This is a genomic window from Alsobacter sp. SYSU BS001988, from assembly GCF_054796215.1.
The window spans coordinates 208,946-221,249 of record NZ_JBTAMK010000003.1 but is presented as its reverse complement, the minus strand read 5'-3'; the positions used below and the strand labels follow the sequence as shown (position 1 = coordinate 221,249).

Below are 12,304 nucleotides of genomic sequence, written 5' to 3'. Positions count from 1 at the left end.
GGCGGCTCCGGACGGCGCGGCCACGGCGCGCTTACTTCTTCAACAGGCCCTTGGATTTCAGGTAGTCCTCGGCCACCGCCTTGGCGGGTTCGCCGCCCACCTGGATGCGCGCGTTCAGCTCCTGCAGGGTCTCGCGCGTGAAGCTCTCGAAGACGGGCTTCAGCATGTCGGCGATCTTCGGATGCTCCTTCAGCACCGCCTCGCGGATGATGGGGGCCGGGGCGTAGACCGGCTGGTCGTTCTTGTCGTCCTCCATCACGGTGAGGCCGGAGGCCGCGATCCCGCCGTCGGTGCCGTACACCATGGCGGCGTTGGTCCCATTCGACTGGTCCGCCGCGGCCTTGATGGTGGCCGCCGTGTCGCCGCCCGAGAGCACCAGGAGCTGGTCGGGCTTCAGGGCGAAGCCGTAGGTCTTCTGGAAGGACGGCAGGGCGGCCGGCGAGTTCACGAACTCGGCCGAGCCGGCGAGCTTCACCTTGCCGCCGCCTGACGCCCATTTGCCGAAATCGCTCATGGTGGCGAGCTTGGCGCCGCTCGCCACGTCCTTGCGGACGGCGATCGCCCAGGTGTTGTTGGCGGGCGCGGGCGTCAGCCAGACGATCTTGTTGGCGTCGTAGTCGAGCTTCTTCGCCAGTTCGTAGCCTTTGGCGAGATCCTTCCAGGCCGGGTCTTCCGCCTTGTTGAAGAAGAAGGCCGCGTTGCCGGTGTATTCCGGGTAGATGTCGATCTCGCCGGACGTGATCGCCTTGCGGACCACGGGCGTGCCGCCGAGCGTGAGGCGGTCCTGCGTCTTCACGCCATTGGCCTCCAGGACGATTCGGATGACGTTGCCCAGCAACGTCGCCTCCGTGTCGAGCTTGGAGGAGACGACGACGTCGGCGGCGCGGCCGGCGCCTGCTGCGCCCGCCGTCAGCGCCAACGCCAGCCCGAGCGTCTTCAAGGAACGAAACATGGAGCCCTCACGATTGCCAATGCTGGCCCCCGCCAGCCGCCAGAGTGGCCGCCAGCGTTCTCCGCCGTCAAGCGGAACGCGCATCGGCGCCCGGTGCGGCGTCCTGTGAACACGCTCACACGCCGGATGGCTCCACCATGATCTGATCATGGGGCCGAGAGGTTCTCCTTCTCGACTTCCCTCCGAGACCGTCCCCTGGCCGCGTCGCGTCGGGCCAGGGGACATCCACTTCCCGCCGGCGTTCCGCGCCGGCGGTTTTTTTCGTCCGGCTCCGCCCTTCAGGGCGCGGGAACGTAGAGGGCGCCGCCGGCGGCCGTGAACTCCCGGGCCTTCTGGTCGAGGCCCGCGGCGCGCTCCTGCTCGGCGGCCGCGTTCATCGCGGCGGCTTCCTGGCGCAGGTCCTGGCTGATCTTCATCGAGCAGAATTTCGGGCCGCACATGGAGCAGAAATGCGCCACCTTGTGCGCCTCCTTGGGCAGCGTCTCGTCGTGGAAGGCGCGGGCCGTGTCGGGGTCCAGCGACAGGTTGAACTGGTCCTCCCAGCGGAACTCGAAGCGCGCCCGCGACAAAGCGTCGTCCCGGACCTGCGCGGCGGGATGGCCCTTGGCGAGGTCGGCCGCATGGGCGGCGATCCGGTAGGTGATCACGCCCGTCTTGACGTCGTCTCGATTGGGCAACCCGAGATGCTCCTTGGGGGTGACGTAGCAGAGCATCGCCGTGCCGAACCAGCCGATCATGGCCGCCCCGATGCCGGAGGTGATGTGGTCGTAGCCCGGCGCGATGTCGGTCGTCAGCGGCCCGAGCGTGTAGAAGGGCGCCTCGCCGCAGGTGGCGAGCTGCTTGTCCATGTTGGCCTTGATCTTGTGCATCGGCACATGGCCGGGGCCCTCGATCATCACCTGGCAGCCCTTGTCCCACGCGATTCGCGTGAGTTCGCCCAGCGTGTCGAGCTCGGCGAACTGGGCCGCGTCGTTGGCGTCCGCGATGGACCCCGGGCGCAGGCCGTCGCCGAGCGAGAAGGACACGTCGTAGCGGCGCATGATGTCGCAGATCTCGCCGAAGCGCTCATAGAGGAAGCTCTCGCGGTGATGCGACAGGCACCAGCGGGCCATGATGGAGCCGCCGCGCGAGACGATGCCGGTCACCCGGCGGGCGGTCAGCGGCACATGGGCCAGGCGGACGCCGGCATGGATGGTGAAGTAGTCGACACCCTGCTCGGCCTGCTCGATCAGCGTGTCCTTGAACACCTCCCAGTCGAGGCGGGAGGCGTCGCCGTCCACCTTCTCCAGCGCCTGGTAGATCGGCACCGTCCCGATCGGCACGGGCGCGTTGCGCATGATCCAGTCTCGGATGTTGTGGATGTTGCGGCCGGTCGAGAGGTCCATGACGGTGTCCGCGCCCCAGCGGATCGCCCAGACCAGCTTCTCGACCTCCTCGGCCACCGACGAGGTGACGGCGGAGTTGCCGATATTGGCGTTCACCTTCACCAGGAAGTTGCGGCCGATGATCATCGGCTCGAGCTCCCGGTGGTTGACGTTGGCCGGGATGATGGCGCGCCCGGCGGCGATCTCCCGGCGGACGAATTCCGGCGTCACATGGGCCGGCAGCGCCGCCCCGAAGCTCTCGCCGTCCGCGATGCGCGCGCCCGCCTCCGCGAGCGCCGCCTCGCGGCCGAGATTCTCGCGCGCGGCGACATAGATCATCTCCTCGGTGATCAGGCCGGCGCGGGCGAACTCGTACTGGGTGACGAGCGCGCCGGGCTGGCCGGCCAGAACGGACCGGGGCGCGGGGCAGGACGGAACCAGCCTGTCGGGCGGGACCGAGCCGTTGTCCTCCGGCTTCACGGCGCGGGGCTGGGCCGGGGCGAGGCCGAGCCGCTTCTCCAGCCAGGGCTTGCGGATCTCCGGCAGGCCGGCCGCGAGGTCGATGACGGCGTCCGGATCGGTGTACGGCCCGGAGGCGTCATAGACGCGGACCGGCGGCTCGTCCGCGGAAGGCGCCAGCGCGATCTCGCGAAACGGGACCTGGATTCCGGGCCCGCCCGGCGCGGGGGCGTAGACCTTGCGGGAGGCCGGCAGAGGACCGGTCGTGACCGACTGCGGCGCGTCGGCGCCGTTGCGCGGGGAAAGCGGGGTGTGAATCGTCATGGGATCTCCTGGTGCGATGGAGACCCGGGACTCGCGTGGGGTGGCGCCGTGAAGCAGGTTCCTGTCCCTCCGCCGGTATGACCCGGATCAGGTTCAAAGGGTCCGGCTCACCGCCGTCTCAGCTCCGCCCTGGAGCTCCCCTCGGAATGGGCCGAGGATGGTCTTCAATCCGGGGTTGTGTCAACGGCTCCGGCGTCGGGCGCGCGGCTCACAGCTCGGCGAGCAGGATGCTGGTCTCCGAGTGGGACACGCCCCGGATCGCCCGAATCTGCGAGATGGCGCGGTCGAGGGCGCCGAGGTCATGGGCGTTCAGCTCGACGGCCAGGTCCCAGCGGCCATTGGTGGAGTAGACGCGGGCGGCTTCGGGGATGCGCTTCAGCGGCCCGACGACGGACTTCATGTCGACCGTGCGGACCTCCAGCATGGTGAGCGCGCGCACGCCCACCGCGTCGGCCTCGGAGCCCAGCCGTGCGGTGAAGCCCAGCAGCACCTTGTCCTCGATCAGGCGGGCGATTCGGTTGGCGACGGTTCCGCGCGAGACGTCGAGGATGCGGGCCAGCGTGGCGGCCGGCATGCGGGCGTCGCTGCGCAGCAGCTCGACGAGTCGGCGGTCGGTCTCGTCCAAGAAGCCGTGCTTCTGACTTTTCGCCATCGCAGCCTGCCTTTTCGTCAGCTCAATGGCTGATCGTAGCACATTGCTGGCTTTCTGTTCAGCACGCCGTCCCGCATCATCGATCCTGGATGTCGAACACCGGAGAGAGAGCGTTGGCTAATATCCTTGTCCCGTCGCAGCAGGCGTCCCGCGCCCGGCGGCATGACGCCGCCCTGTCCGAGATCGCGCTTCTCGGGATCCCGCTCGAATATGGCGCGGGCGCCCGCGGAACCCTGATGGGCCCCGCGGCGCTGCGCACCGCCGGACTGCCGGAGACGCTGGCCGGCCTGGGCTACCGGGTGAAGGACCATGGCGACATCGCGCCCCCGCACGCGGCGCTCGCGCCGGCGCTGCAGCCGCTGGCCGAGCGCTGCCGCAACGTCGCCGAGATCGCGGCCTGGACGGCCGCCATCCACGACCGGGCCTATGGGATCATGACCTCAGGGGCTCTGCCGGTGTTCATGGGCGGCGACCACAGCCTCTCGATGGGCACGGTCAGCGCCGTCGCGCGCCGCTGCGGCGAGACCGGCAAGGACCTGGTCGTGCTCTGGCTGGACGCCCATTCCGATTTCAACACGCCCGCGACGACGCCCTCCGGCAACATGCACGGCATGTCCGTCGCCTTCCTGTGCGGCGACCGCAGCCTCGCGCCGCTGCTCGGCGGACGGCCGTTCCCGCCCGTGCCGGCCGACAAGGTGCACCTGTTCGGCATCCGCTCCATCGACGCGCAGGAGCGCGAGGCGATCGAGGACCACGGCATCGCCTGCAACGACATGCGGCTGATCGACGAGTTCGGGGTCTCGGTGCTGATGCAGCGCATGCTGGAGGGGCTCGACCCTGACCGGACGCATCTCCACGTCAGCCTGGACGTGGACTTCCTCGACCCGCAGATCGCGCCGGGCGTCGGCACCACGGTGCCCGGCGGGGCGACCTACCGCGAGGCGCATCTGGTGATGGAGATGCTGCACGACAGCGGCCTCGTGGGCTCCATCGACCTCGTCGAGCTCAACCCCTTCCTGGACGAGCGCGGCAAGAGCGCCCTGCTGATGGCCGACCTCACGGCCAGCCTGCTGGGCCGCTCGATCCTGCTTCGGCGCGACGTGGGGACGCGACGGCCGACCCTTCAGACCAACGGATCCAGCGCCATGGAGGTGGTGGGATGAGCATGCACGCGGCGGACCTCATCGCGGTCGAGCAGACGCTCGGCGCCCACAACTACGCCCCGCTCGACGTCGTGCTGTCGCGCGGCGAGGGCGTCCATGTCTGGGACGTGGACGGCAACCGCTACCTGGACTGCCTCTCGGCCTATTCGGCCGTCAACCAGGGCCACTGCCATCCGCGCATCCTGGAGGCCATGATCGAGCAGGCGCGCAAGCTCACACTGACGTCGCGGGCGTTCCGCAACGACCAGCTGGCGCTCTTCTACGAAGAGGTCGCCGCGCTGACGAACGCGCACAAGATCCTGCCCATGAACACCGGCGCGGAGGCCGTCGAGACCGCCGTCAAGGCGGTGCGCAAATGGGGCTACGAGGTGAAGGGCGTGCCCGCCGGGCAGGCCGAGATCATCGTCGCGTCGGACAACTTCCATGGCCGCACGCTCGGCATCGTGGGATTCAGCACGGACCCGGAGGCGCGCGGCAATTTCGGGCCCTTCGCTCCCGGTTTCCGGGTCACGCCGTTCGGCGACGCGGCGGCGCTGGAGGCCGCCATCACGCCCAACACGGTGGCCGTGCTGATCGAGCCCATCCAGGGCGAGGCGGGGGTGATCATCCCCCCGCCGGGCTATCTGCGCCGCGTGCGCGAGCTTTGCACCGCCCACGGGGTGACGTTCATCCTGGACGAGATCCAGACGGGGCTCGGCCGCACGGGCAAGCTGCTGGCGGAGGAGCACGAGGGCGTCGAGGCCGACGTCACGCTGGTCGGGAAGGCGCTGTCGGGCGGCTTCTACCCGGTCTCCGCCGTACTCTCCAACACGCAGGTTCTCGGCGTGCTCAAGCCGGGGCAGCACGGCAGCACCTTCGGCGGCAACCCGCTCGCCTGCGCGGTCGCCCGCATGGCGCTGAAGGTGCTCGTCGAAGAGGGCATGATCGAGAACTCCGCCCGCATCGGCGCGGCCATGAAGACGGCGCTGGAGGGGCTCGGGAGCAACATCGTCAAGGAGGTCCGCGGGCGCGGACTGATGCTGGCCGTCGAGCTCCATCCCGAGGCCGGCGGCGCGCGGCGCTTCTGCTACGCCCTGAAGAACCGCGGCTTGCTGGCCAAGGACACCCATGGCCACACCATCCGCATCTCGCCGCCGCTGGTGATCACGCAGGACCAGGCCGACTGGGCCGTCGAGCAGATCGGGGCCGTGCTGCGCAGCGAGGGCGTGGCGGCGGCGTGAGCGACGCTCGCCACTCTCCCGATCGCGCGCAGCGGCGGGCTCAGCGCTCTTCCTTGCGGAACGGCTTCAGCAGCGCCGCCGGGGCCACGGCGTTGCGCGACATGATCGCCATGGCGACGATGGTCAGCACGAAGGGCAGGATCAGGAAGGCCTCGTAGGGAATGTGGCCGATGCCGCTCGCCTGCAGGCGCAGTTGCAGGGCGTCGATGGCGGCGAAGAGCAGCGCCGCGCCGGCGCAGCGCCAGGGGTCCCACCGGCCGAACACGACGAGCGCGATCGCCACCCAGCCGCGGCCCGACACCACGCCGAACGTGAAGGCGTTGAACTGGGCCATGGACAGGAACGCCCCCGCGAGCCCCATGAAGGCGCCGCCCAGCACCACGGCCTGGAACCGGATCGCCACGACGTTCACGCCGGCCGAGTCGGCCGCGCGCGGGTTCTCGCCCGCCATGCGCAGCGCCAGACCCCAGGGCGTGCGGTAGAGCAGGACCGCGATCACCGGCACGGCCAGCAGGCCGACATAGACCAGGGCGAACTGGTTGAAGAGCACCGGCCCGAGGATCGGGATGTCCGACAGGACCGGGATCGGGACAGGCTGGAAGCTGACGATGCTCGGCGACGCGCTGCGCTGGCCATAGATGAGGCGGAACAGGAAATAGGCGAGCCCGGAGCTGAACAGCGTCAGCCCGATGCCGGCGACGTGCTGGCTCAGGCCCAGCCCCACCGTGAAGACGGCGTGCAGCGCCCCCGCCAGAGCCCCCGTCGCGACGGCGGCCAGGATGCCGATCCAGAGATCGCCGGTGAGGTTCGCGGCGGTGAAGCCCGTCATGGCCGAGAGCAGCATGATGCCCTCGATCCCGAGATTGAGGACGCCGGCCCGCTCGGAGATCATCTCGCCCAGCGTGGCGAGGATCAGCGGCGTGGCGATGCGCACGATGGCGGCCAGGAAGCCGACCTGCATCAGCTGGGCGAGGACGTCGCTCATGTGGCGACGCCCCGGACCCGCCTCAGGCGGTAGCCGGTGAAGAGCAGCGCGACCAGCATGGCGAGGAGCGCGATGCCCTGCAGCACGTCGGCCAGGAACACCGGCACGCCGGTGGCGCGCGACATGGCTTCGGCCCCGGTCATCACCACGGCGAAGAAGATGGCGGCCGGCACGACGCCGAGCGGGCTGAGGCGCGCCAGCATGGCGATCACGATGCCGCTGTAGCCGAAGCCCGGCGAGAGGTCGCTCATCACCTGGAAGTGGACGCCGCCCACCTCCCCTACTCCGGCGAGGCCCGCGAGGCCGCCCGACAGGGCCGCGGTCAGCAGGATGATCCGGCCGACCGGGATCCCGCCATAGCGGGCGGCGGCGGCGTTCTCGCCCGTCACCCGGATGGCGAAGCCGAGCGTCGTGCGGCTCATCAGGAACCACACCGCGCCGGCCGCCGCCACGGCGGCGAACACGCCCAAATGCAGGCGGGTGCCGGCCAGCAGCACCGGGAAGTTCGCGTCGTCCTCGATCGGCGGCGAGATGGGGTAGCCGCTCATCGGGTCCTTCCAGGGGCCCTCGATCAGCGCCATTACGGCGTAGAACACGATGGAGTTGAGCAGCAGCGAGCTGACCACGTCGTCGACCTTGAAGTTGACCCGCAGCACGGCCGGGATCATGGCCACGCCCGCTCCCGCGGCGGCGCCCGCCAGCGCCATGGCGAGCCAGGCCAAGGGCGCCGGCATCGGGAACGCCCCGATCCAGGCGCTCGCGACCGCGCCGGCCAGGAGCTGGCCTTCAGCGCCGATGTTCCAGAACCTGGCCCGGAACGCGACCGCGACCGCGAGCCCGGTGAAGATCATGGGCGCGGCCTTCACCATGGTCTCGGTCAGGCCCGTGCGGCTGCCCAGCGCGCTGGCGAAAAGCACCGCATAGGCGTCCAGCACATTCGCGCCGGACAGGCCGATCAGCAGGCTGCCAAGCAGCAGCGTCGCCGCGATCGCGAGGAGCGGCAGGCCCACATTCAGCGCGTGCGGGGTGGTCTGGCGCGGTTCGAGCTTCAGCATCTCAGGCCCGCCCTTCCACGCCGCTCATCAGCAGCCCGAGCCGGGCGACCGAGGCGTCGGCCGCGTCGAGCACTCCGGCGATGCGACCCTCATACATGACCGCGATGCGGTCGGAGAGCGTCAGCAGCTCCTCCAGGTCCTCGCTGATCACCAGCAAGCCGCAGCCGCGGCCGCGCAGCTCCAGGAACTTGTCGTAGACGAAGCGCGCCGCGCCGATGTCGAGCCCGCGCGTGGGTTGCGCCACGACCACCACCTTGGGGTCGAAGGCCAGCTCGCGCGCCAGCAGCGCCTTCTGCAGGTTGCCGCCCGACAGCGCTCCCGCCCTCGCCATGGGTCCCGGGCAGCGGATGTCGAAGGCGCGGATCTGCTCCTCCACGAAGCGCAGGATCGCGCCGGGCTTGAGCAGGCCGTGGCGGCTGAAGGCCGGATCCTTGATGCGCGGCAAAACCATGCTGTCGGCCAGCGGCAGGCTGGTGACGAGGCCGGTGGTCATCCGGTCCTTCGGGATGCGCCCGAGGCCGTGGGACTGGACCTCCGCGGGCGTGAAGCGCTGGATTCGCGCGCCGCAAAGGGTCATCGCGCCCTCCGACGGCGTGAGCATCCCGGCCACGACGTCCGCCAGCGCCCGCTGGCCGTTGCCGGACACGCCCGCGACGCCGACGATCTCGCCGGCCCGCACGGCGAGGCTGACGTCGCGCAGCGGCGCGCCGTCATGGCCACGTGTCGAGACGCGGTCGAGCGTGAGGAGCGCCGGGCCGGGCGTCACGGGCGGGCGCACGGGCGCGACGATCTCCTGGCCGCACATCAGCCGCGCTATCTCGGACGCCGTGGCGCCCGCGGGATCGGCGATGCGCCCCGCGACGCGCCCATGGCGCAGGATCACGCAGCGATGGGTGAGCGCCCTCACCTCGTTCAGCTTGTGCGAGATGAACACGATGCCGAGCCCTTCGGCGGCCATGCGGCGCAGCGCTTTGAACAGCCCCTCCACCTCGTCGGGCGCCAGCACGGCGGTTGGCTCGTCCAGGATCAGGAGGCGCGCGCCGCGAAACAGCGCCTTCAGGATCTCCAGGCGCTGCTGCTCGCCGACCGACAGCGCTCCGACGGGCAGGTCGGGCTCGATGCGCAGGCCGAAGTGCCGGCCGATCTCGTCGAGGCGCGCCAGCGCGCCGGCGCGATCGAGAGCGCCATGGCGCCCGGGCATCCCGACCAGCAGGTTCTCCAGCACCGTCAGGCGCGGCGCGAGGTGGAAGTGCTGGTGAACCATGCCGACGCCCGCGGCGAGCGCGTCGGCCGAGTTGCGGATGCGCACGGGCCGGCCGCCCATCTCGATCGTCCCCGAGTCGGCCGCATAGGCGCCGAACAGGATGTTCATCAGCGTGGTCTTGCCGGCGCCGTTCTCGCCCAGGAGGCCGACGATCTCGCCCGGCATGACGTCGAGGTCGACGTCCGCATTGGCGCGCACGTTTCCAAAGCTCTTCGACACGCCCCGCATGGCCATGAGCGGGACGACGGCGGGCGCCGGCGATGGGGGATGGGGTTCACGCATGGCGGGGTCCGGCCGGCGCGGTTCGGCGCCGGCCGGCGTCGCTGGATCAGCTCGAGCTCGGGGTGGCCTCGTCGACGTCGACGCGGAACTCGCCGGAGAGGATGTCCTGCTTCTTCTTCTCGACGAGCTCCTTGACCTCCGCCGGCAGCTTCGACTCGAACTTGCCGTAGGGCGCCAGGAAGGAGCCGCCCTTGCCCATGCGCGAGAAGTCGCCGTAGTCCTGCGCTGTGAAGACGCCCGCCTTCACCAGCTTGATGGCCTGCTGGACGGTCGGGTACATGTCCCAGACCGGACCGGTGATCACGGTGTCGGGCGCGAGGCTCGACTGGTCGGACATGTTGGAGATCGCCAGGATCTTCTTTTCGGCCGCGGCCTCGATCACGCCGAAGCGCTCGGCGTAGATCACGTCCACGCCCGCGTCGATCTGCGCGATGGCGGCTTCCTTGGCCTTGGGCGGGTCGAAGAAGGAGCCGATGAAGGTGATCTTCTTCTTGATGTTGGGGTTCACTTCCTTCGCGCCGGCGAAGAAGGCGTTCACCAGCCGGTTCACCTCCGGGATGCCCATGGCGGCGACGGCGCCGACCGTGCCGCTCTTGCTCATCTTGCCGGCGATCAGGCCGGACAGATAAGCGGGCTCGTGGATCCAGTTGTCGAAGACGCCGAAATTGGGCTCAGCCGGACCCGCGCCGGAGCCGAACAGGAAGGCGACCTTCGGGAAGGCCTTGGCGGCGCGGCGCGCCTCGCGCTCAGCCGCGAAGGCGTCGCCCATGATGAGGTCGAAGCCGCCCTGGGCGTATTCGCGCAGCACGCGGGCGAAATCGGAGGCCTGAACCTTCTCGGAGTATTTATACATGATGCCGAGCTCCTTCTCGGCGCGTTGGAGGGCGACATGGATCTGGTGGTCCCACGGCTCCTCGATCGGCGTGGCGAAGATCGACGCCACCTTGAGCCCGTCGGCCGCGCGGGCGCGCAGCGGCAGTCCGGCGGCCGCCAGCCCGGCCGCGCCGGCCAGGACGAAGCCGCGGCGGGACAGGCCGTTCCCGAGAATGAACCGTGTCGGATCTTGCGTCATGACCGCCCCCTTGGCAGCCGGAAAGCCCGGCTTCGTTGAATCCGGGCTGGAGTTTGGTCCGCCCAGGCGACTTTGTCCATCCGGTCAGGTTGGCTTTCACCGCCCATTTTGACGGCCGAAAACGCCTGTTCGTCAATCAGTTGGCCGCTTTTGGCGCATAGGAGGCGGGGTCGACGGATCCGGGTCGCCCAGGCAGGCGCAGGCTGGTCAGCCGGGGAGCGCTTTCGGCGATGACGACGCCGCGCCGCACCACCGCAAGCCGCTGGGCGCGCAGCCGGATGGCCTCGATCGGATCGGCCGCCTGGAGGAGCACGAAGTCGGCGTTGCAGCCGATGTCGAGCCCATAGCCCTCCAGTCCCATCACCTGCGCCGGGATGGCGGTGACGGCCTCGAAGGCGTAGCGGATGGCCTCGCGGCTGGTCATCGGAACCGCGTGGACCGCCATGTGGGCGACGTCCAGCATGTCGGCTCCGCCGAGCCCGTACCAGGGGTCCATGACGCAGTCCTGCCCGAGGGCGACCGGGATGCCGTGCTGGCGCATCTCCGGGATGCGCATCAGCCCGCGGCGGCGCGGATAGGAGTCATGCCGGCCCTGGAGCGTGATGTTGATCAGCGGGTTGGCGATGGCGAAGATCCCGGATTCGGCGATCAGCGGCAGCAGCTTCGAGACGTAGTAGTTGTCCATCGAGTGCATGGAGGTGAGGTGCGATCCCGCGGCGCGCCGGCCGAGCCCCAGGCGTTGCGCCTCGCAGGCCAGCGTCTCGATGTGGCGGGAGAGCGGGTCGTCGCTCTCATCGCAATGGAGGTCGATCATCAGGCCGCGCTCGGCCGCGATCTCGCAGAGCGCCCGCACGGAGGCGGCGCCCTCCTGCATGGTCCGCTCGAAATGCGGGATGCCGCCGACCACGTCGACGCCCTTGTCGAGCGCCCGCCGGAGATTGTCGGCGGCCGTCGGGGAGCGGTAGTAGCCGTCCTGCGGAAAAGCGACGAGCTGCAGGTCGAGCCAGGGCTTCACCTGCTCCTTCACGTGCAGCAGGGCGTCGACGGCCAGCAGCCGGTCGTCGCAGATGTCGACATGCGAGCGAACGGCCAGCAGGCCCTGCGAGACGGCGAGGTCGCAATAGCGCAGCGCGCGCTCCACCACGGCCTCGACGGTGAGGATCGGCTTCAGGTCGCCCCAGAGCGCGATGCCTTCCAGCAGCGTGCCGGACTGGTTCATGCGCGGCAGCCCCAGCGACAGCGTCGCGTCCATGTGGAAATGGCAGTCGACGAAAGGCGGCGAAACGAGCTGCCCCTTTGCGTCCAGCTCCGCCCCGGCCTCCCCCTGCAGCGACGGCTCGAGCGCGGCGATGCGCCCTCCCCGCACGCCGATGTCGAGGCGGCGGCCGTCCGGCAGGGCGGCGTTGCGGACGATGAGATCGAAGGACATGCGAGGCTCCACGCGTCGGCGGCCGATGCGGTCTCTTCCCACAGGCGGGCGGCGGGGCGCAACGGGCTGTTGCGGCGCGAGCG

At 70.0% G+C, this 12,304-nt stretch carries 10 protein-coding genes and 1 riboswitch; of the genes, 2 read left to right on the top strand and 8 right to left on the bottom strand.

What is annotated here, in order from left to right:
• Positions 1 to 31 precede the first annotated feature (31 nt).
• The 3 genes from osmF to ACYVO7_RS08090 form a co-directional block, all read right to left on the bottom strand.
• Positions 32 to 952: a glycine betaine ABC transporter substrate-binding protein OsmF gene (osmF, locus tag ACYVO7_RS08100; protein WP_460449319.1), complete on the bottom strand. Its 921-nt coding sequence runs from the start codon at positions 950 to 952 to the stop codon at positions 32 to 34.
• Between the two features lie 278 nt (positions 953 to 1,230).
• Entirely contained in the window at positions 1,231 to 3,099 is a 1,869-nt protein-coding gene (gene thiC / locus ACYVO7_RS08095) for a phosphomethylpyrimidine synthase ThiC (RefSeq protein WP_460449318.1), read from the bottom strand.
• A 46-nt stretch (positions 3,100 to 3,145) separates the two neighbouring features.
• Positions 3,146 to 3,251: riboswitch (TPP riboswitch) on the bottom strand.
• A gap of 56 nt (positions 3,252 to 3,307) precedes the next feature.
• On the bottom strand, positions 3,308 to 3,751 hold the full coding sequence (locus tag ACYVO7_RS08090) for an Lrp/AsnC family transcriptional regulator (RefSeq protein ID WP_460449317.1): 444 nt from the start codon (positions 3,749 to 3,751) through the stop codon (positions 3,308 to 3,310).
• Between the two features lie 113 nt (positions 3,752 to 3,864).
• On the opposite strand from ACYVO7_RS08090, the gene rocF reads away from it, so the two are divergent.
• Together rocF and rocD are read left to right on the top strand one after the other, a co-directional pair.
• A complete protein-coding gene (rocF, locus tag ACYVO7_RS08085) occupies positions 3,865 to 4,914 on the top strand; it encodes an arginase (RefSeq protein ID WP_460449316.1) in 1,050 nt (349 codons plus the stop codon).
• The gene (gene rocD / locus ACYVO7_RS08080) at positions 4,911 to 6,134 is read left to right on the top strand and encodes an ornithine--oxo-acid transaminase (protein ID WP_460449315.1); all 1,224 of its coding nucleotides are present in this window, start codon (positions 4,911 to 4,913) and stop codon (positions 6,132 to 6,134) included. Before rocF ends, rocD begins: the two co-directional genes overlap by 4 nt.
• Positions 6,135 to 6,174: 40 nt before the next feature.
• Here rocD and ACYVO7_RS08075 read toward each other — a convergent pair whose 3' ends face one another.
• The 5 genes from ACYVO7_RS08075 to ACYVO7_RS08055 form a co-directional block, all read right to left on the bottom strand.
• Complete coding sequence (locus ACYVO7_RS08075) at positions 6,175 to 7,119, bottom strand: ABC transporter permease (protein ID WP_460449314.1); 945 nt, start codon at positions 7,117 to 7,119, stop codon at positions 6,175 to 6,177.
• The gene (locus tag ACYVO7_RS08070) at positions 7,116 to 8,174 is read right to left on the bottom strand and encodes an ABC transporter permease (RefSeq protein WP_460449313.1); all 1,059 of its coding nucleotides are present in this window, start codon (positions 8,172 to 8,174) and stop codon (positions 7,116 to 7,118) included. Before ACYVO7_RS08070 ends, ACYVO7_RS08075 begins: the two co-directional genes overlap by 4 nt.
• Before the next feature lies 1 nt (position 8,175).
• Positions 8,176 to 9,720, bottom strand: coding sequence for an ABC transporter ATP-binding protein (locus ACYVO7_RS08065; protein WP_460449312.1), 1,545 nt, complete (start codon positions 9,718 to 9,720; stop codon positions 8,176 to 8,178).
• 46 nt (positions 9,721 to 9,766) lie between these two features.
• A complete protein-coding gene (locus ACYVO7_RS08060) occupies positions 9,767 to 10,792 on the bottom strand; it encodes a BMP family protein (protein WP_460449311.1) in 1,026 nt (341 codons plus the stop codon).
• Positions 10,793 to 10,928: 136 nt separating this feature from the next.
• Positions 10,929 to 12,221 carry an amidohydrolase family protein gene (locus tag ACYVO7_RS08055; RefSeq protein WP_460449310.1) on the bottom strand — a complete coding sequence of 431 codons (1,293 nt, stop codon included), beginning with the start codon at positions 12,219 to 12,221 and terminating at the stop codon, positions 10,929 to 10,931.
• Positions 12,222 to 12,304: the final 83 nt, after the last annotated feature.

Excerpts from the sequence above, each read along its gene's own strand:
- rocD (WP_460449315.1), top strand. The coding sequence starts at position 4,911 with ATGAGCATGCACGCGGCGGACCTCATCGCGGTCGAGCAGACGCTCGGC.
- ACYVO7_RS08070 (WP_460449313.1), bottom strand. The coding sequence starts at position 8,174 with ATGCTGAAGCTCGAACCGCGCCAGACCACCCCGCACGCGCTGAATGTG.
- ACYVO7_RS08060 (WP_460449311.1), bottom strand. The coding sequence starts at position 10,792 with ATGACGCAAGATCCGACACGGTTCATTCTCGGGAACGGCCTGTCCCGC.
- ACYVO7_RS08065 (WP_460449312.1), bottom strand. The coding sequence starts at position 9,720 with ATGCGTGAACCCCATCCCCCATCGCCGGCGCCCGCCGTCGTCCCGCTC.
- thiC (WP_460449318.1), bottom strand. The coding sequence starts at position 3,099 with ATGACGATTCACACCCCGCTTTCCCCGCGCAACGGCGCCGACGCGCCG.
- ACYVO7_RS08075 (WP_460449314.1), bottom strand. The coding sequence starts at position 7,119 with ATGAGCGACGTCCTCGCCCAGCTGATGCAGGTCGGCTTCCTGGCCGCC.
- ACYVO7_RS08090 (WP_460449317.1), bottom strand. The coding sequence starts at position 3,751 with ATGGCGAAAAGTCAGAAGCACGGCTTCTTGGACGAGACCGACCGCCGA.
- ACYVO7_RS08055 (WP_460449310.1), bottom strand. The coding sequence starts at position 12,221 with ATGTCCTTCGATCTCATCGTCCGCAACGCCGCCCTGCCGGACGGCCGC.
- osmF (WP_460449319.1), bottom strand. The coding sequence starts at position 952 with ATGTTTCGTTCCTTGAAGACGCTCGGGCTGGCGTTGGCGCTGACGGCG.